The organism is Vibrio mediterranei (genome assembly GCF_013364395.1).
Classification (GTDB): Bacteria; Pseudomonadota; Gammaproteobacteria; order Enterobacterales; family Vibrionaceae; genus Vibrio; species Vibrio mediterranei.
Genome location: NZ_JABXGK010000008.1, coordinates 1168945 through 1189029 on the forward strand (window position 1 = coordinate 1168945; position 20085 = coordinate 1189029).

Genomic DNA, 20085 nt, shown 5'->3' on the forward strand with positions numbered 1-20085 from the left:
TGGCCCACACTAAACGAATTATATCGGAGATATATTGTGAAATTTATCAGATCAGCTCTCTTGTCTTCTTTGTTAGTCACTGCATCATTCGGCTTGGCAGCAAAGACCACTATTAACGGTGCGGGCGCGACTTTCCCTCATCCAATTTATGCAAAGTGGGCTGAGCAATACCAAAAGGAAACGGGTATCCAGATCAACTATCAAGCTATCGGTTCTGGTGGTGGCATTCGTCAGATCACAGCAAAAACGGTAGACTTTGGCGCGACAGATGCACCGCTTACCATCGAAGAGTTGAACAAAGAAGACATGATTCAATTTCCTATGGTCATGGGCGCGATTGTCCCTGTAATCAACCTCCCAGGTATCAAGGCAGGTCAATTAAAACTGACAGGCAAAGTATTAGCTGATATCTACTTAGGAAATATCAAGAACTGGAACGATAAAGCTATTACGGGACTTAACCCAGATATAGCGCTCCCGAACCAACCTATTTATGTTGTCCACCGCTCTGATGGGTCAGGTACTACATTCAATTTCACTGAATATCTTGATCAAGTTAGCCCAGAATGGCACGAAAAAATCGGTGCAAGCAAAGACATCGCATTGCCCTCGGCAACGACGGCAATTGGTGGAAACGGTAACGCTGGTGTCGCCAACTTCGTTACGCGCACTCGTGGTGCTATCGGCTACGTAGAATATGCATTCGCTAAACAAAATGATTTGGCGTACACACAAATGCAGGCTCGCGATGGTGCATATCTAATGCCAACCATGAAAACCTTCCAAGCCGCTGCCGCAAACGCCGATTGGGAAGACGCTCCAGGATATCATTTACTTCTTAACAACCAACCGGGAGCTGATTCGTGGCCGATGACCGCCGCAACTTTCATCTTAATGCATAAGGACCAACCTGACGCCAAGAAAGCACAAGAGATTATTAAGTTCTTTGAATGGAGCTATACCCAAGGCAAAGCTGCTGAAGAACTCGACTATATTCCAATGCCGAAGAAAGTCGTTAGCATGGTTAATGACACTTGGAAACAAAGTCTAAAAACCAACAATCAAGCCATTATTAAATAATTCACTATTAACGAGCCTAGCCTCTCGAGGTTCAGGCTCGTATTCCCAGTATTATGACTACTTTAACTTTATCCAACAAAGTAAATGGCGACTCAATTTTCGAACGATTGAGCTTTACTAGTGCCCTACTTATTCTTGTTACTCTTTCTGGAATCTTACTGTCACTCATTGATGGAGGATGGCCCGCATTTAAAGAATTCGGACCGGGCTTTGTATTCCATAACGTATGGGATCCAATTCGAGGTCAGTTCGGCGCTGCTTCAGCCATCTACGGTACTCTAGTGACATCACTAATTGCCATTATTATTGCCGTCCCTATTGCCTTAGGTACAGCAATATTTCTCGCCGAGTTAGCGCCTAAATGGGTCAGCGTACCGGTAAGTAAAGCGATCGAATTGCTAGCGGCTATTCCAAGCATTATTTATGGTATGTGGGGTCTTTTTGTCTTTTCTCCTTGGTTCTCAAATGGCTTCCAAACCTGGGCTGGTCAACACCTTATTGAAATCCCCATCATCGGACCTTGGTTTAATGGTCCGCCTATTGGCATCGGACTTCTTACTGCGGGCATTATTCTGTCCTTCATGATTTTACCAATCATGACGTCACTTACACGAGATGCACTAAAGTCTATCCCCAATGTGTTGAGAGAAGCAGCTTATGGTACCGGAGCGACACCTTTTGAGGTGATTATCAAGGTACTGATTCCTAAAGTGAAAAATGCAACCGTGAGCGCTGGTATCTTGGGTTTGGGTCGCGCACTAGGCGAAACCATGGCGGTCGCATTTGTGATTGGGGGTGCAAACCGTATTGAAACTTCTTTCTTTATGCCTGCTGCATCAATCTCATCGACAATCGCTCAGCAGTTTAATGAAGCCACCGACCCAACGCATATTGCATCACTGATTGCGCTTGGCGTTGTACTTTTCTTTATTACGTTCTTCGTGATGGGATTTGCTCGTCGTCTAGTAGGGAGAGCATCATGAAAATAAGAAAGCTAAAGAATCAGCTGTTTCTCGCATTCTGTACCTTCTCTGCAGCATGTGGTGTGTTTGTATTGGCTTGCGTACTGTATACCTTAGTGGGTGAAGGAATCAAAGGCATCACATGGGCAGTCTTTACTGAGATTACTCCAGGTCCTGGCAGTCATGGTGGACTCAAAAATGCTCTATTAGGGAGCTTAATGCTCACCACTATCGGTATCCTCATAGCTACACCTATCGGGGTACTTGCTGGAACATGGTTAGCAGAGGCTCAGCCTGGCAATAAAGTTGCCGAATCAATTCGCTTCCTAAACGGTATGCTTATGAGTGCGCCTTCAATCCTAGTTGGCTTGTTTGTTTATGCGGTTGTCGTGGTTCCAACCGGAGGTTATTCAGGCTGGGCAGGTGCAATTGCATTAGCAATATTGGCGTTGCCTGTGATCGTAGCGTCGACAGAAGAGATGCTGCGCTTGGTCCCACCAACATTGAAAGAAGCAGGAAGTGGCCTAGGCGCTCCGAAGTGGCGAGTCATCACCCAGCTTGGATATCGAGCCGCTGGACCCGGAATTATGACTGCCGTATTACTGTCTGTCGCACGTATTTCTGGCGAAACGGCTCCTCTGCTTTTCACTTCATTGAACAGCAGTTTCTTAACGACTGATTTGAGCAAACCAATGGCTAACTTGCCTGTCACCATATATCAATTTGCTATGAGTCCTTTCGCCTCTTGGCAAGAACTGGCATGGGCGGGCGCTCTCATCGTTACCACCTTTATTTTGATTGTAAATATCACGGCAACAGCTTTGCCGAAACTTCTAAAAGCGAGAAAGGCATAAGTATGGCTACTGCAAACATAATTCAAAATAGCGAACAATCCATTCTTGGAAGCTGCATTTCTACTCTTGATTGTGAGACAAACAACGCCAACGACGTGTCTAATCTGACACACCGTATGGATATTCAAAATCTTAACTTTTTCTATGCTAAAGGGCTAAATCCTGCATTGAAGAATGTGTCGATGCCGATATATAAAAACCGAGTAACGGCACTAATTGGACCGTCGGGCTGTGGAAAATCCACGCTACTGCGCACCTTAAATCGCATTTATGATCTTTATGGTAACCAGTACGCAGAAGGTGAGATTCTTCTTGATGGCGAATCCATATTTTCTAATACAGATGTAAATGAACTACGTTCTAAAGTCGGGATGGTATTTCAAAAACCCACACCATTCCCAATGTCTATTTACGACAACATGGCGTTTGGGTTAAAGATACAAGGCGAGCTATCAAAAGCCGAGATTGACGCTCGTATTCAATCGGCACTTAAACGAGCGCACCTATGGGAAGAAGTAAAAGATAAGTTGCATCACGATGCGAATGGCCTTTCGGGTGGGCAGCAGCAACGGCTATGTATTGCACGTACGATTGCCCTTGAGCCTGAAGTTATTTTGATGGATGAACCGACTTCGGCGCTTGATCCTATTGCGACTGCCGCAATAGAAACCTTAATCACAGAGTTACGAGAGAAATACACGATCGTTATCGTCACACATAATATGCAACAAGCAATGCGTATCTCTGACTACACAGGCTTTATGTATTTGGGAGAACTCGAAGAGTTTTCCCTTACTGAGACCATCTTCCATAACCCGGCAAACGAGCGCACAAGGCGCTATATTTCAGGGGACTTTGGTTAGTATTACGCAACCAACGACTCATCTTCATGGCCCGCTCTTATCGAGTGGGCTAACTTCTCTGACTCAAATATTCGATGAAAGCAGAAACGTTATCAGAGATTTCTTTAACATCTGGCTCAAGTAACTTTACTGTTATTTCTGAGTTTCGATTCTCCAATACCCCTTTATCAGTGATAACGAATAATCTCTTTCCTACTACTTGTTTGCTCTCGCTCTCAACAAGTTCGACGGACACAATCAATCGCAGGTTACGATCACGTGTGCCTGAAACAACCTTAGCTAAATCGATAACCGCACCAATAGGAATGAAATCCGTTGGCTTCACTGCACCGGAAACTCCTTCAATGTTCTGTACATCAACAGCCACCTCCAGAGTTTGTTTGCTATTCATCGATGATTTCACAGAGTGATTTTCTATTCGCTTTCGTAGCGATTGCTCAAGTTCAGAGCGCAATGTATCAACGACACTCTGTGACACATACGCTTGGTTTGCTTTACGCTCCGCGGTGACGGTTCCTAATTCTAGAGCAGCGTAGTTATTGAGACTAAAGCCTTGTTCATACCAAGAAACGCCTTCATACGTACCTATGGTTTCCACCGCAAAGTGTCGATAACTGTCTTGCGGCTTATAGTCTGACTGTGTTGGAAGCGTATTTGTACATCCCGTCACAGCTAACATCATCGATAACACCAAGATTTTTACTTTCAAGCTCCGGACCTCCTCAATTGTCACCTTTCAAGCATAGGCGCCACTCACTTAATAAACAGTGTCGAGAGTGAAAAACGTGAGCCATCGTGATTATCGTGGGTGTTGCTAGCTGTTTTTGTTAGAATCCCTGCGCAATCAAACGAAGACTAGGTAAAACCATGTATAAATTGACCATCTCTCTCGACGAGTTCTTACGCAATTATTGGCAAAAACAGCCAACAATCATCAAGGGGGGATTCGCTGAATTCCAAGATCCTCTCACTCCCGAAGAACTTGCAGGATTAACGATGGAAGAAGTGGTCGACTCACGTTTTGTATCTAATCTTGATAATAATTGGCAAGCCGAACACGGTCCTTTCGGTGAAGATAAGTTCGCCTCTCTGCCTGAGAGTAATTGGTCTTTTATCGTTCAGGCGGCGAACCATTGGCATGACGGCGCAGCGCAACTTGTTAAACCTTTTCAAACTATGCCGCAATGGCTATTTGATGATCTAATGATTAGCTACTCTGTCGAGGGTGGTGGTGTTGGTCCTCATATCGACCAATATGATGTATTCATTATTCAGGGTATGGGTAAACGTCATTGGCGAGTTGGCGCAAAAGATGTTGGACAGTATAAAGAGACTCAGCGCCATGAAGCGCTACGCCAAATCGAATCTTTCGAAGCAGAAATTGATGACATTTTGGAACCCGGTGACATTCTTTACATTCCACCTGGTTTCCCACACGATGGATACGCCCTTGAACCTTCAATGAGCTATTCTGTTGGATTCCGCTCTCCAAAAGAACAAGAACTTATTAGTAACTTCGCAGATTACATTTTGGCTCACGATTATGGTGATGAGCATCTCCACAAGCCCGATCTTCGCACACAAGATAACTTTGGTAAGATTTCAACAAGCGACTTAGATTCCCTTGTCAGCATGCTAAAAGCGAAACTGGATGACGAAGACACTATCAAAGATTTCATGGGATGCATGCTGAGCCAATCTCGACACCAACTTAATATTATTGAGCCTAGTTCAAAGTGGAGTTGCGAGGATGTGTATCAGCACCTAGAAAGTGGTGGCGCTATATTCAAAGTCGCTGGATTAAGAACACTTTCACACGAAGCCGAGCCGAACATGATTTATGTAAACGGTGAAATGTTCAAGATCCCTGAAGAGTTAACTAGCTTCGCAGAATTGCTCTCTAACCAAGATACTATTTGTCTTGAAAACAGCGGAGAATCGTTAACACAAAACTCCGCTGCGATTTCGTTAATCACTGAACTAGTCAATAAAGGCTATTGGTTTGCTGAATAACTAGCATAATGGCGTGGCTGCGTTTACCGTTAACACGCCAATTTTCCTTCTAAGATTTGATTCTTGATAACGTAAGTACAGCAAACAGCCCAGCAATCGCTGAAGCGCCTGTAACTAAACTAAAGATACTCGCTAATCCAAACCATTCTGCGGTGATTCCACCCATCGTTGTACCAGCAGCATAACCGCCCGCGATAGCAAACAGTAGCAAGCCTTGTGTAGAAGCCGGAGGCAGAGTGGTTACTTTGGCGACAATAGCCGGTTTAACCATGTCGACCATAGATAAGCATTGCATAAACAACAAATGCATGACTAACGGCAAGTAGAAAAATCGCGCGTGCCCTGTCGCCAGTAAAGACAATACCAAACCGACGACAACATAACCGATTAAACCGACTATCCATACCTTCCCTGCACCAAATTTGGTTAACGCTCGACCTGCGATATCCAACGTTAGTAAACTAATTACAGAGGAGAATGCCAGTAATAATGAAGTTGCTGACTTATCGATTGAGAATAAGCTTTCAAATAGATTAGGACCTTGCGCCACCTGATTGGAACTCGCAATCATAGCGATGAACACCGCTAATAAAAACGTCACGAACGTGGCATACCAATGACCTTTTTCCGTTGTTTCTGACTCAGTCGTCTCTTCTAGTACCAAACGTGATGCCGCTTTCTTGCTGTCAATTCCACTGATCATTAATGAGAGTGCCGCGGTAATAGCGACGACAAGAAATGCTACTTGAGAGCTCAGGTTTATACTCAGGGGGAGTATTGCCCCCATCATCACTGCACCAACAAAAATACTTTGGTTCATTCGAGTAAGACGCAGAGCTTGCTGTTCGTCGTTGTAACCCGCAGCCACGATAAATGTAGGATTAACCGTCATTAAAGTGATTGAGCCCAAGCCGACAAGAAACGTCGCCAAATACATTGCCAATGTTTGAGGGACAAACGCAAAAATAACCATCGCAACAATGTGACTCAACAAAGCGAGCTTCTGCGCTAAGGCATGAGCTCGCAAACGATCTATCACACTGCCTATGATTGGCGCAACAAAACCACTCAGCCCCACAAAGGCTAGAGCCGCGCCAGTATGTGCCATCGACCCTGTTACTTCAAATATATGACTTGGAATCAAAATCGGTAACGCCACCAACTGCACCGCACCAAACATAAACGCTGCTGCGTACCAATACGAAATACCATGTTTTTCCATCATAATTAGGAACCTAATGTCTAAAAGTATCCCAAAGTGTCCCAATTATGCTGCTGCGAAATAAGTAAAACACGGGATAGTTAAGTAACATACTATGACTAGTGCCCACTCTGTTCCTTAGCCAAATTGAATACATATTCCGCCCTCTCATTAGAAAATTTAACCTTGGGATTAGCAGAGCTATATCTAATTTCAAAGCTAATTCACAGATATATATTTTGTTACAGTCGCTTCTTATAAATACATATTCTAATTGACCGCGATCATCTCTCTAGCACATCAAACTCCTCAAAATATGCACACTGTTCCACTATCTCAAGGCTGTCATATGACTGATTCAACTAAAGAACGTAAGGTAACGATAGGAAGCTACATTGCGCTAGCTTTTGCTATTGTGTTTTTCTCTGGGTTACTCCAATCCAACGAATGGTATGGGGTATTTGACTTTACAACACTCAACGGCGCATTTGGACAAGTTGCCCACAACGTAACTGAAACGGAAGCTGGCGTACAAGCTGCTACCACTTCGTTTCGAGGTGTTGGTGGTAGCGGTGCTCGTGACGGATTCATTTTTGCACTAACACTAATTCCAACCGTTATGTTTGCACTGGGCATGATCAATGTTTTAGAGCACTACGGAGCACTTGATGCGGCTCGCAAACTTCTTTCTCCTCTTCTCCGTCCTTTAATGGGTATCCCAGGAAACTCTGGCTTGGCACTTATCGCTTCACTTCAAAGTACTGATGCGGGTGCTGCGATGACTCGACAGTTGAAAGACGAAGGTCATTTGACCAAACGCGAAACGGATGTCTTCACTATGTTCCAGTTCACTGCTGGCGCAGCAATTGTTAACTTCTTCTCTTCTGGCGCAGTGCTGTTTACGTTAACGATGATGGACGGCTCACTAGCTGTTTCTTCCTCAATCGGTTTAGCGGTAGCCGTTATGTTCTTATTTAAGTTTGTTGGTGCCAATCTATTCCGTGTTTACCTAAATATCACTGAAGGTAAAGAAGACAAGTCAAATAAAGACGACGAAACTATGACTAAACAAGAGGCGACATCATGAGTGAAGTAAAAGCGAAAAAACCTATGGTGACGGACATCTTTGTTGAAGGTGCTAAGAAAGGTTGGGTTATTGCAACCACATCTACAGTCCCTAACGTTCTAATGGCGTTTGTCATTATTAAAGCGCTACAGATAACGGGTGCATTGGATGCAATGGGCGCTTTATTCTCTCCTGTGATGGCTGTATTTGGCCTACCGGGTGAAGCTGCCGCTGTACTTATCGGTGCTTGGATGTCTATGGGCGGTGCCGTAGGTGTGGTAATCACTTTATTCGACCAAGGCATTCTAAACGGCACTCATATTGCCATCCTAGCTCCAGCTATCTATTTGATGGGTTCTCAAATTCAATATATGGGACGTATCATGGGACCAATCGGTACAGAGGGTCGTTATATCCCAGTAATGATTGCAATTTCTGTCTTGAACGCGTTTGGCGCTATGTTCCTAATGAACATTTTGGTTTAACTCGCCAGCGCTTAAAATATGTAAAGAAAATGCCCTTCATATGAAGGGCATTTTTTGTTTGCTAGACCTTGAATTTAGCGACTTGAGCGTGCAACTCCCCTACGTTGCTGGTGACTTGCTCCGTCACATGGTTTGTTGTGCGAGATTGTTCCGCTACTAATTTAAGCGATTCATTAATCTCGTTAACAAGCTTCGAAATAGACTGAGTAGCCACCGCCTGCTGCTCCGCGGTTGCCGCCAAGCTTGCCATCTGGTCATTTACGAGCTCTACCTGTTCACCGGATGATTGAATTCGACTCAATGCGCCACTAGTTTGTTCCATAGCTTCGGATGCTATGGTGGTGCCGACATTGATTTGCTCTACAACTTTACTTGTGGAAGTTCGAATAGCTTGAATGATAGTGTTGATTTCCGTTGTCGATTCCGTCGTTCTACTAGCCAGCATTCGCACCTCGTCAGCAACAACGGCAAAGCCTCGCCCTTGTTCTCCAGCCCTCGCTGCTTCTATCGCTGCGTTCAGTGCCAGTAAGTTGGTTTGCTCTGCTAGCCCTTCGATGACCTCAGTCACTTTACCGATCGCTTGACTCTCGTTACTTAATTGTTCAACTAACTGCTGAGTTGTTTCAATGGTCGTGACTAACGAAGTCATGTTGGTATGGTTTTCGGTCAACACATCCTCACCAGAAATCAGTTCTTGTTTCGCATCAACCAATGCCGAGGACGACAACTGTACTTGACTGGCCGTTTGTTCAGACCCTACCGCAACCTCAGACAAAGAGTGACCTATTTCATCGACATGTTGTGACTGCTGTTCAACTTTAGTCAAACTTTCACGGCTGTTTTGAGTTAAATCGCCCATCCTCAGTTCAACAGCTTCTACACTATTGGTAACTTGACCAACTAATGTTGCCAGCGCGTGGTTCATAGCGTTAATAGATTTGGTCAAATCAGCAAGCTCATCACTGCCAGACACCGCCAGTGGTTCACTGGAGACGTTACCTTCCGCGATAATTTGAGCTCGTTTGACAATAAGGGAAATACGCCCTCCTATTTGGCGTCCCATAATATGAGAAATGACAAACGCTGCGACAAGTACTGCAATACAGCTGATGCCTAGCACGGTAATAAGTGCGGTCACGCTACTACTGATACTTTGTTCTGTCGATGACGCTTTTTGTTGTTGTGCACTAACGATACCATTCAGTTCATTTTGAACCACTTTAATCGCAGGCAGCAAAGTGTCAGACATCAGACTATTCGAGCGATTCCAACCATCCGATTGTCGTATCTCAATAACTTGCTTTGCTAGCGGAACATACAACGCTTTCATTTCGTTAAATAGAGACCATAAGCTCTGGTCACTATCACTCATGAACGATTGCTTGTAACCAATTTGGGTCACGACTTGGTCGTGGAATTTCATCAAGTCCGCATACTTATCTAGATAATCTTGCGCGCCATATTGCAAGTAGTCACGTAGCGCCGCTAATGCATTTGCGAGAGAATTATAACCATCGGCATAAAGCTTAAAGAGTCGCTTTCTCTCTCCACCTTCCGTTTTTCCGGCTTCATCATTGATCAGTCCTTGCAACTGATCGAGAGCCACTTCGGCAATAGGAGCGGCTTCATTAATAAATAGAGAGTGCGCCGGTAAATTTTCATCGGTATGGCTTATTGCTAAAATATCAGCTGAAGTTGCTTTAATAGTGCTCCATTCATCATTGATGACTTGGTATTGCTGAGAAGAAATCAATGATTCCAAGCTAATCAACTGGATATCAACTAGATCTATTTTTGAGAGAACCTCTCCACGATAGCTTTCGACTTGCTCTTCAGAGCCCACTAAGAGCAGAAAGCCTCGCAATTCTGAAACCGTTTCTTGAATAGACTGACCAAGTTGCCGACTGGCATCGACCGTTGGAAGGTCATGTAATAACAAAGACTGGGTGTCTGCTTGCACGCTTTCTACACTGCGATACACAAAAAGTGATGAGACGATAAAAAGTACGCCAAGCGCCAGAAAACTTGTTCTGAGCTTACCCGATATCGAGAGCTTCATCCTTAAACCTCTATAAAATCCTGATTAATTCATCACTATATCGGCATCTATCTCAAAAATTCAATGTTTTGTTTTACGATTTGTTACCAACTCTTTGCGAAGGTAAGTGTTTGTACTTAGTATTGAATAAAAGCTAGGCAGTATGTGGGGACCTTTAATGGCAAAAGACTTGTTCGCCAACCTCGACTTAAATCTTTTAAGAACCTTTATCATTCTTAATCAAGAACGAAATATGCGTAAGGCATCTGAAAGATTATTTGTGTCGCAACCCGCCATTAGTAAAGCACTTCAAAGGCTTCGTGACCATTTCGATGATGAACTATTTGTGAAAACGCATCATGGCCTTAGAGCTACTGAAAAAGCTTCACAGTTGGCTGAATCTATTTCTCCTCTAATGGATGAACTGGCGAACGCCTTAAACCACTCCTCAAAGTTTGACCCGGCTAAACTTGAAGGAACAATTAAGATCGCTATTTCCCCATTTTTCCTTTCAGGTATTGCTACCAAGCTGTTTCATTCATTGCGTCGAGAGGCACCATCAGTACAAATACAGTTTTTGAACTGGAGTAAGACTACTCTGCAAGATATTGTTAATGATGACATTCATATCGGACTTAACTACAGTATTTCGCACGCACCAAAAGAACTCATTCAGAAATTTATGGTTTCTGATGATTTTCGTGCCTACGTAAGGAATGAGCACCCGTTTGATAGAAACCAAGTAGATCTGCTTGAGGGTGGTAATTTTGAAATCGCGACTTTAATAGCGGCGGATTGGAACTCAAATATTTCTAATTCTGAAAAAATGATGAAGCTACGAGGAATTGAAGCCAACATCGTTTTTAGATCTGAGCTCCCATCAGCAATAATTGATATCGTGAAAAATAGTGACGTGCTTTTCCCTGGCTCAAGATACCTAAACCTTGACGCCCACCCCGGACTTCGTTCACTAGAAATATTGTTTGCTAGTGAGACCGTCAATACTGACATTAATGCCTTCTATCATTATAAAAACCGCAATAATGCCACGACTCGCTGGCTGCACAACAAACTCCTCGACATATTACTGGAGTAATTCCATTTAACTATTAGTTCCACTACCTTTGATTATTAATAACTATGGGTAATCAGCCTTATTCCCCCCTTTCATTAGAATACCTTAGCATCCAGCGTAAACTCGCCTCCTTGTAAGAGAGGTCTATTGTGGGCTTAAACAGAGTCAACTTCGAATGTATGAAGCAACGAGCGAATTATGTTGGATGCCTCACTGTAACCTAGCAGCTATCACGTCGACTTAACTCTTACTTTTGAACCTAAATACTTTGAACACTTGCGAAGTATCGATACGGGCAACACCGTGTTCGTCTTAGTGAGTCTCAAATCATAGAAGGTACTTACGAACTTGGTTTCAACCTCAACTTTCAATAGAAGTGACAATATGAATATGCAATTAGAGCAAGCTAAGCCGTCTTGGGTATCCAAATTAGTTGCGACGATATTCCTTTTCTTAGGTGGGCTTTCATTTGCGGAAGCGAAGCAAGAAGACACTATTAACAGTGACGACAAAAACAAACTCTTCGTGTCCGTTGGCTTTGCCTGGAGTGACACGTGGAGCAACTCTCTACAACACAATATCGGTGCAATGACTGGAAAAATGCCTAGTAAGGACGGCTGGGCGCCGCTATTGAGTTACCAACACTTAAAATACTCTGAGATACGTGGAGAAAAGCCGTCACTTCAAACCTATATGCTCGGTGCTTCTTACGGATTTACTGATAACGTCGCGTTCTATTTCTCAGGCGGTGTGGGTGATTATCGTTATAAAGATGAGGACAACAAAGCTCTTGCACTCGGCACCGGAGTACTTGCTAGTTTCGATTTTGGTTTAACTCTGTCAGGAGGTTTTGAAACCAGCTTGGTGGACTCTCACAATGGGCAGCTCACTCACTTAATTACACGAATCGGCTGGAGCTTTTAGATTTTTACCAAATTTCATCGGTAGCTCACCCCCTATCACTCTGTTTTGGTAGGGGGATTTTTTGCAGCAATTCTAGAATGCCGATAAAGAAACCAAGGTTTTGGTGTAGTCTTTTTGAGGTGTTGCGAACAGCGTTTGTGTATCGCCCTGCTCTACAATTTCGCCATCTTTCATGACGATGGTGTAATGGCAAAGTGACTTTACAACATTCAAATCGTGGCTGATAAATAGATAAGTCAGCCCATGTTTTATTTGTAGCTCTTTGAGCAAATCAAGAACTTGTGCTTGCACCGTTCTATCTAAAGAAGACGTAGGCTCATCTAGCAAGATAAATTCTGGTTTGAGAATCAATGCCCTTGCAATCGCAATACGCTGCCTTTGTCCTCCAGAGAACTCATTTGGATATCGGTGTCTTGTTTCAGGGTCTAAGTCCACCTCTTGCATCACATCACAAATCATCTTGTCTAGAGTCGCCTCGTCGTGCTCAAAATGAACTCTTAATCCTTCTCCAATGACCTGTGCCACAGACATTCTTGGGTTTAGTGCTGAGAAAGGATCTTGAAACACAACCTGCATTCGGCTTCTAAAAGGCAACATACCTTTGCGGTCCAACGTCTGAACGTCTTGGCCATCAAACTCAATGATACCTTCACTTTGAACTAACTTAAGAATCGCCATGCCCGTCGTTGATTTGCCTGAACCGCTCTCTCCAACTAGGCCAATCGAGTAACCCTGCTTAAGTTCAAACTGCATATTGGTTACTGCTTTGACATGACTGACAACGCGTTTGAACAAACCACCCGTGATAGGAAACCAAACTTTCAAATCATCAACAGCAAGCAGTGGTTTCGCGGAGGCAGAGACCTCAACGGGTAAGCCTCTAGGGTCGGAGTTGATCAGTTTTTGTGTATAAGGATGTTCAGGTGCATTAAACACTTGATGACACTCGCCAACCTCAACCAAACGCCCTTGTTGCATGACCGCCACTCTATCGGCAATACGCCGTACAATACTCAGATCATGAGTAATAAACAGCATCGCCATACCGAGTTCTTGTTGTAGATCTTTCAGAAGGTCTAAAATCTGTGCTTGGACCGACACATCTAGTGCTGTGGTAGGTTCATCAGCGATTAGGAGTTCAGGCTCGTTAATCAGCGCCATGGCAATCATGACACGTTGACGCTCTCCACCGGAAAGCTCATGTGGATAGGCTAAGATCTTCTGTTCTGGATATCGAATGCCAACTTTCTTCAGCCATGAAATCGCCAGCGACTCTGCTTTACTGGTTCTCATACCTCGGTGAATAGCTAAAGTTTCTACCAGCTGTTTGCCTATTTTATGCAACGGGTTCAATGACACCATCGGCTCTTGGAAAATCATTCCGATGCGACCACCTCGAATACCTCGAAGTTGCCGCTCGGAGCAATTAAGCATATCAATATCATCAAACGTAATGTGACCGTTTAGATAGTGGCTAGAGCCTTTCGGCAGCAGCTTAAGGATCGCGTTGGCTGTTACCGATTTACCTGAACCACTCTCTCCTACTAATGCTAAAGTTTCCCCTTTGCGGATTTTTAGGGAAACATCATAGGTCACTTGTTCTACTTGCTTACCTCTACCAAACCCAACGGAAAGGTCCTCAATAGCAAGTACGTGTTTTGGATCATCTTTCGTCATACGTTGCCTATTAACCTTGCTGGTGAGGGTCAAATGCGTCTCGTACCGCTTCACCAGCAAATACAAGTAGCGTTAACATTATCGATAGAACGGCAAACGCCGACAAACCAAGCCAAGGCGCTTGTAGATTAGCTTTACCTTGCGCAAGCAATTCACCTAGCGACGGCGAGCCTGCGGGTAAACCAAATCCTAAGAAGTCTAGCGACGTTAACGTGGTCACTGAGCCAGAGAGGATGAATGGCATCATCGTCAGTGACGCCACCATCGCGTTGGGTAACATATGCCTGAGCATGATTCGCTTGTCGTCTACACCCATGGCGTGAGCCGCTTTCACGTAATCGAAATTTCGGCATCTTAGAAATTCAGCCCGAACGACACCAACCAAACTCATCCAACTGAATAGCACCATAATACCCAGTAGCCACCAGAAGTTTGGTTCAACAAAACTCGATAAGATAATCAATAAGAAAAGAGTCGGCATGCCAGACCACACTTCAATAAAGCGTTGACCGAATAAATCTATCCAACCGCCGTAATAACCTTGTGTCGCACCCACTGCAACACCAATCACACTGGATACTATGGTTAGGATAAAACCGAACAATACAGATATTCGAAAGCCATAAATAATCCGAGCTAACACATCTCGACCTTTATCATCTGTACCCAGCCAATTGACGTTATCCGGTGCAGACGGAACTGACGCCACTATATCGTAATTGATGGTATCGTAGCTAAAGCGGATTAACGGCCAAATGATAAAGCCCTTTTCCTCAATAAGGTCAATAACATATGGGTCAGTATAATCAGCTTCTGTTTCAAACTCCCCACCAAACTTGGTTTCTGCATACTGTGTGAAAATTGGGTAATACCATTGGTTGTCGTATTCCACCAGTAGCGGCTTATCGTTGGCGATAAACTCAGCAAACAGACTCAAGAAAAAAAGAACGAAGAATACCCATGTTGACCAGTACCCACGTTTATTGGCTTTAAAGCGCTGCCAACGAGCTCTTGTAAGAGGATTCATTGCCATTTATCGCGCCTCGAAGTCGATACGAGGGTCAACCCACGTATAAGTTAAGTCAGAAATAATACTCAAGATCAGACCTAGTAACGTCATAATGTAGAGAGAACTGAATACCACGGGGTAATCACGTTGAATAGTAGATTCAAAACCGAGTAACCCTATCCCCTCAAGCGAGAACATTACCTCTATCAACATAGAACCGGTGAAGAAAATGCTGATAAAAGCACTAGGGAAACCGGCAATGATGATCAGCATTGCATTTCGGAATACATGCTTGTAGAGAATACTGCTTTCATCAAGCCCTTTCGCTCTAGCTGTCACCACATATTGCTTGTTAATTTCATCTAGGAAAGAGTTTTTGGTCAGCATACTGAGCGTAGCAAAACCGCCAATAACCATAGCAAGAATCGGCAAGGTTAAATGCCAAAAATAGTCGACGATTTGCTGATACCAAGTCAATTGATCAAAGTTGCTCGACACCAATCCTCTTAATGGGAACCAACTGAAATAGTTGCCGCTGGCAAAAAAGATGATGAGGATAATAGCGAACAAAAACCCTGGGATAGCATAACCGACAATAACAACTGCGCTCGACCAAATATCGAAGCGAGATCCATGATGTATCGCTTTAAGAATGCCTAATGGTATCGATATCAAGTAGATAATTAGGGTACTCCATAACCCCAATGATATCGATACTGGCAGCCGCTCTTTAATGAGGTCTATGACATTACCACCACGAAACAAACTGTCTCCAAAGTTGAACATCGCGTAGTTTTTGAGCATGTCAAAATAGCGTTCATGCATTGGTTTATCGAAACCAAACTGCTTTTTAATTGCCTCTACAACTTCAGGATCTAGCCCACGGGAACCTTTGTATCCCGTTGCTTCATCACTAGGGCCTGAATCAAGATCAACCTCGCTCCCGCCGCCACTAAAGCGCTCCATGACTCCAGATTCCAGACCTTGCATTTGAGCAAGAGCCTGTTCTACAGGCCCTCCAGGTGCAATCTGAATAATGAAGAAGTTAATGGTTATAATTGCCCAAAGTGTTGGAATCACCAGCAACAAGCGCCGGAATATATAAGCCGCCATCTATCCCTCTTATCGACGTTTTGCAGGAAGCTTTTCAGCTTTCTCTTTAGACACCCACCAAGTATCGACACCTAAGTCGTAAGTAGGTAAGACATCAGGGCGCTCAAATTTATCCCAAGTGGCTACACGGTATTTTTTGATATACCACTGAGGGATAATGTAAAAGTTCCACTGAAGTACTCTATCTAAAGACCTTCCCAACGCTAATAAGTTTTCAGGGTTTTGCTGATTTTGTTCAATCAAGTCAGTCAGATCATCAATAACAGGATCCTTAACGCCCGCTTGGTTATAGGTCGAATCGATGAAATTAGAGTTCCAAACAATCTTCAAGTCAGAGCTTGGATATGGATGTGCTGTGTAACGAGATGAGACCATGTCAAAGTCTCGATCACGCCAACGTTTCAAGTATTGTGTAGTGTCGACAGTACGAATGCGCATATCGATACCCATCGCACGCATGTTCTTTTGCACCGGAATCGCGAATCGTTCGGAAGTTGGGCTATAAATCAATAGTTCAAAGCTCAGCGGCTCACCCGTTTCCATGTTAGTCATGACTTTATTCTTTAACTGCCAGCCGGCTTCTTTTAGCAGTGCAAAGGCCTTGCGCATTTGTGGTCTGATGCGACCTGATCCGTCTGTGACCGGTGGATTATATTCATCGGTGAAGACGCGCTCTGGGATCTTACCTTTATATTTATTTAAGACCTCAAGTTCTGCTTCAGATGGTAGACCCTTTGCTTCATAGTCGGTGTTTTGGAAATAACTACGAGTTCGAGTGTACTGGTTATAGAACATATTTTTGTTCATCCACTCAAAATCCATGGCGTAGTTTAGAGCTTCGCGTACTTTGGGGTCGCTAAATACAGGACGCTCCGTGTTAAACACAAATGCCTGAGTAGCCATTGGTTTGTGGTGCTCAATCTCTTCTTTCTTGATATATCCTTTATCAAAATTCACACCGTTATAGGAACTAGCCCAAAACTTAGCACTGGACTCTTCTCTAAAATCAAACTCCCCTGCTTTGAATGCTTCTAACATAACCGTGTCATCACGATAGTAATCGTACTGAATCGTTTTGAAGTTATTGCGTCCGACATTCACCGGAAGATCTTTTGCCCAATAGTTTTCATCGAGTTGGTAAGTTAGAGATTGTCCCATCTTATAATCGACGATCTTATAAGCACCACTGCCAACAGGCGGTTCATTTAGCGGCTCAGAAAAGTTCTTATCTTTCCAGTAGTGTTCAGGCAGTACACGAGTACTTTGCGCTAAACTGAATAACTTTTCCTTATTTGGAACCGACATTTCTATACGCACAGTGAGATCAGAAATTGCTTTTACGCTTTTAACGTCTTTATAGTACGCACGAAATTGCGGTACCCCCTCTTTTACAAACTTGGCATAAGTAAACTCAACGTCTTTGGCGGTAATAGGAACACCATCATTAAATTTCGCTTTGGGATTGATATCGACTTCAAGCCACGAGTAATCGTCTGAGTAACGCACTTTCTCAGCAATCAGAGGATAAAATGCATCGATCTCATCGCTTGGAGAGAACATAAGCGTATCGTAGAGGTTACCAGTAGCGGCAGCAGGTTGTCCGCGAGAGGCGTATCGGTTGAAGTTATCAAACGTGCCGTTTTGGCCGTAGGTTACTTTTCCGTATTTGGGTGCGTCAGGATTGACATAATCGAAGTGTTTAAAGTCTGCGGGGTATTTTGCGGTTCCAAAACCCACCAAGGTTGTCGTCTCTATTACATTGGCAGCCCATACGCTACTCGTGAATAAACCAACTCCCACAGCCATTGCTGCTCTCTTCAATAGCGCCATTCCTTTCTCCCCAAAATAGAGAAAGGCCGAGTTGAAACGTCCTTTCTCTTCTTATCATCATCGTGATGCTTAAACGTATTTATACTGATATAAATAGCTGTATTTCACGGGGTTTTCAAGGGGAGGAAGGCTCTAGCGTGCTAATAAAGGGTTAATCTTTGCAACAGTTGGAGCTAGGCGCTCACTTCTGCATCACAATAGTGACAATGAAGGATTTGTTGAGTTTTAGGACAATGCATATGTACTTTTTCTGAACAGCCTTTCTTCGAGACATACAAAGCTTTATCAGCCAGCTCAATGATGTTCGCGTCTTCGACCGTATGAGTCGCTACCCCGATGGAGCAAGAAACATTGAACGACTTACCCCCACTGCTCTTAAAGGTTAGCTTGTCTATTTTTTCGGACAAACGTCCCGCTAATGCATAGGCTTGATCGATATTGCTGCCCGGTAACAAAAGTACAAACTCATCACCGCCATATCGGCACAGCATATCTTCTTCACGCGTAAAGCGTTTAATAACCTTAACGACATCAATTAATACTCTATCTCCTATAGAGTGCCCATATTTATCATTAATTGGTTTAAAGCGATCTACATCAATAATAAGCAGTGAACTTGGCGTTTGGCTCTGAGCGAAGTTTTGTTTTTGCTGTTCTAAGGCTAAATGCAGGTAACGTCGATTGAAACATCCGGTAAGGCCATCAGTGTTAGCTTCTTCTAGCAAGGTCTGACGTTCTTCCATATCCTTTGAGACATCAACAGCAAACCCAATAACTCCAAGCACTTTGCCGTTCTTGATAATGGGTGACGAAACCGTTAAGTGGTACAACTCCTGATTATCGATATTGAAAGGGATTTTTTGCTGCGTCGGCTTCTTAGTTGCAATCACCTTTTTGTCATTGATACGCATTTTTTTAGCAACACTGAAGTTGAACAGGTGCCAATCCGTTTTGCCTTTTATCCCTTTTATTGTGACATCAAAGTTGTCGAGTACTTTACGATTAACATACTGGTACTTCCCTTTATTGTCTTTAATGAAAATATAAGCATCCACCGCATCAAAGACTTCGGATAAGCCTAGTAATTCTTCGGAGGAACCTTGATGTGCTGACAATATAAGTTCAAGCATAAATCGTAAAAAAGTGCATAACGTTGAATATCGAATAATAGAGTCTAAACCCTAGTTAGCGATATTGCTTCGACGATATCCCTTTTTTTAAGCCAAAAGTTTAAATTTGGTAGACGCTCCACATTTTTGAACCAACATCACATGATTAGAGCTACACAGGTCAACTTTCGTGCAGACTATCCGTGTTTTCAGACAGAGCGTTTTTAAAGTTCACTCTGTCTTGTCTTCATAGGTTATTTCGCCATTTCTATACGGCTGGTAACTATCCAAACACGAGCATAGTCATAGATCAGGTTGAACAAGAAAGCGTAGATGGTAATAAAAATCGTGACACCAATATCCATCACAAACGCCTCTAGTAAAGAAACGTTAAGTAAGTAAGCCATTGCAGGAATAGTAACCAGCAATAGACCTGCTTCAAAAAGAACAACATGAACTATCCTCGTCTTCAAAGAACGCAGTGTCTTTTCCCCTTGAACAAAAGAGTCAAACATCATGTTAAATAGATAATTCCAACACATCGCCATGGTGGCAATAACTATCATAGTTCCTGATAATGCAGCAACATCATGGTTGGTAAACAACGCTAATCCGATAACTGAAAACGTCACTGCCAACGCTTCAAAAAGCACTGAGTGAAAGACACGCTCTACTATTCCCATTATAAATTCCTCACTATTTTTTGTTTGGGGACATCGTATGCGGTGATTATCGGTATTCTCAGCAATATAGAAAGTTAACAACCATCACACATCGTGATAGCTT

General features: G+C 43.5%; 18 protein-coding genes. 9 read left to right on the plus strand and 9 right to left on the minus strand.

Annotation, left to right across the window (positions count from 1 at the left end; all coding sequences use genetic code 11):
* Window positions 1–36: 36 nt before the first annotated feature.
* The 4 genes from pstS (at window position 37) to pstB (ending at window position 3759) form a co-directional block, all read left to right on the plus strand.
* The gene (gene pstS / locus HOP38_RS22330; RefSeq protein WP_198559018.1) at window positions 37–1080 is read left to right on the plus strand and encodes a phosphate ABC transporter substrate-binding protein PstS; all 1044 of its coding nucleotides are present in this window, start codon (window positions 37–39) and stop codon (window positions 1078–1080) included.
* Between the two features lie 53 nt (window positions 1081–1133).
* A complete protein-coding gene (gene pstC / locus HOP38_RS22335; RefSeq protein WP_198559019.1) occupies window positions 1134–2063 on the plus strand; it encodes a phosphate ABC transporter permease subunit PstC in 930 nt (309 codons plus the stop codon).
* Entirely contained in the window at window positions 2060–2896 is an 837-nt protein-coding gene (gene pstA, locus HOP38_RS22340) for a phosphate ABC transporter permease PstA (protein WP_198559020.1), read from the plus strand. Before pstC ends, pstA begins: the two co-directional genes overlap by 4 nt.
* 116 nt (window positions 2897–3012) lie before the next feature.
* Window positions 3013–3759: a phosphate ABC transporter ATP-binding protein PstB gene (gene pstB, locus HOP38_RS22345; RefSeq protein ID WP_327196417.1), complete on the plus strand. Its 747-nt coding sequence runs from the start codon at window positions 3013–3015 to the stop codon at window positions 3757–3759.
* Between the two features lie 49 nt (window positions 3760–3808).
* Here pstB and HOP38_RS22350 read toward each other — a convergent pair whose 3' ends face one another.
* Window positions 3809–4468, minus strand: a complete 660-nt coding sequence (locus HOP38_RS22350) for a DUF3313 family protein (protein WP_198559021.1) — start codon at window positions 4466–4468, stop codon at window positions 3809–3811.
* 158 nt (window positions 4469–4626) lie between these two features.
* Between HOP38_RS22350 and HOP38_RS22355 the strand changes: the two genes are divergently transcribed.
* The gene (locus HOP38_RS22355) at window positions 4627–5772 is read left to right on the plus strand and encodes a ribosomal protein uL16 3-hydroxylase (RefSeq protein ID WP_198559022.1); all 1146 of its coding nucleotides are present in this window, start codon (window positions 4627–4629) and stop codon (window positions 5770–5772) included.
* 49 nt (window positions 5773–5821) lie between these two features.
* Here HOP38_RS22355 and HOP38_RS22360 read toward each other — a convergent pair whose 3' ends face one another.
* Window positions 5822–6997 (minus strand): MFS transporter, encoded by a 1176-nt coding sequence (locus HOP38_RS22360; protein WP_198559023.1) that lies wholly within the window; start codon window positions 6995–6997, stop codon window positions 5822–5824.
* A gap of 325 nt (window positions 6998–7322) precedes the next feature.
* Between HOP38_RS22360 and HOP38_RS22365 the strand changes: the two genes are divergently transcribed.
* Together HOP38_RS22365 and HOP38_RS22370 are read left to right on the plus strand one after the other, a co-directional pair.
* Window positions 7323–8060 carry a nucleoside recognition domain-containing protein gene (locus tag HOP38_RS22365; RefSeq protein WP_006069531.1) on the plus strand — a complete coding sequence of 246 codons (738 nt, stop codon included), beginning with the start codon at window positions 7323–7325 and terminating at the stop codon, window positions 8058–8060.
* On the plus strand, window positions 8057–8524 hold the full coding sequence (locus HOP38_RS22370) for a YjiG family protein (RefSeq protein ID WP_006069530.1): 468 nt from the start codon (window positions 8057–8059) through the stop codon (window positions 8522–8524). The genes HOP38_RS22365 and HOP38_RS22370 overlap by 4 nt, the downstream gene beginning before the upstream one ends.
* A gap of 61 nt (window positions 8525–8585) precedes the next feature.
* Here the strand turns inward: HOP38_RS22370 and HOP38_RS22375 are convergent, their stop codons facing one another.
* The gene (locus HOP38_RS22375; RefSeq protein ID WP_198559024.1) at window positions 8586–10583 is read right to left on the minus strand and encodes a methyl-accepting chemotaxis protein; all 1998 of its coding nucleotides are present in this window, start codon (window positions 10581–10583) and stop codon (window positions 8586–8588) included.
* Window positions 10584–10740: 157 nt separating this feature from the next.
* Between HOP38_RS22375 and HOP38_RS22380 the strand changes: the two genes are divergently transcribed.
* Complete coding sequence (locus HOP38_RS22380; protein WP_006069528.1) at window positions 10741–11658, plus strand: LysR family transcriptional regulator; 918 nt, start codon at window positions 10741–10743, stop codon at window positions 11656–11658.
* A 363-nt stretch (window positions 11659–12021) separates the two neighbouring features.
* Window positions 12022–12561 (plus strand): hypothetical protein, encoded by a 540-nt coding sequence (locus HOP38_RS22385; RefSeq protein ID WP_198559025.1) that lies wholly within the window; start codon window positions 12022–12024, stop codon window positions 12559–12561.
* Window positions 12562–12633: 72 nt separating this feature from the next.
* Here HOP38_RS22385 and HOP38_RS22390 read toward each other — a convergent pair whose 3' ends face one another.
* From HOP38_RS22390 to HOP38_RS22415, 6 genes are all read right to left on the minus strand, one after another.
* Window positions 12634–14238: an ABC transporter ATP-binding protein gene (locus tag HOP38_RS22390; RefSeq protein ID WP_198559026.1), complete on the minus strand. Its 1605-nt coding sequence runs from the start codon at window positions 14236–14238 to the stop codon at window positions 12634–12636.
* Between the two features lie 10 nt (window positions 14239–14248).
* Complete coding sequence (locus HOP38_RS22395; protein WP_006069525.1) at window positions 14249–15271, minus strand: ABC transporter permease; 1023 nt, start codon at window positions 15269–15271, stop codon at window positions 14249–14251.
* On the minus strand, window positions 15272–16360 hold the full coding sequence (locus HOP38_RS22400; RefSeq protein ID WP_006069524.1) for a microcin C ABC transporter permease YejB: 1089 nt from the start codon (window positions 16358–16360) through the stop codon (window positions 15272–15274).
* Window positions 16361–16369: 9 nt separating this feature from the next.
* Window positions 16370–18166, minus strand: a complete 1797-nt coding sequence (locus tag HOP38_RS22405; RefSeq protein ID WP_231892912.1) for an extracellular solute-binding protein — start codon at window positions 18164–18166, stop codon at window positions 16370–16372.
* 197 nt (window positions 18167–18363) lie between these two features.
* Complete coding sequence (locus HOP38_RS22410; protein ID WP_198559027.1) at window positions 18364–19320, minus strand: sensor domain-containing diguanylate cyclase; 957 nt, start codon at window positions 19318–19320, stop codon at window positions 18364–18366.
* Window positions 19321–19553: 233 nt separating this feature from the next.
* A complete protein-coding gene (locus HOP38_RS22415) occupies window positions 19554–19982 on the minus strand; it encodes a PACE efflux transporter (RefSeq protein WP_006069521.1) in 429 nt (142 codons plus the stop codon).
* Between the last annotated feature and the right edge of the window lie 103 nt (window positions 19983–20085).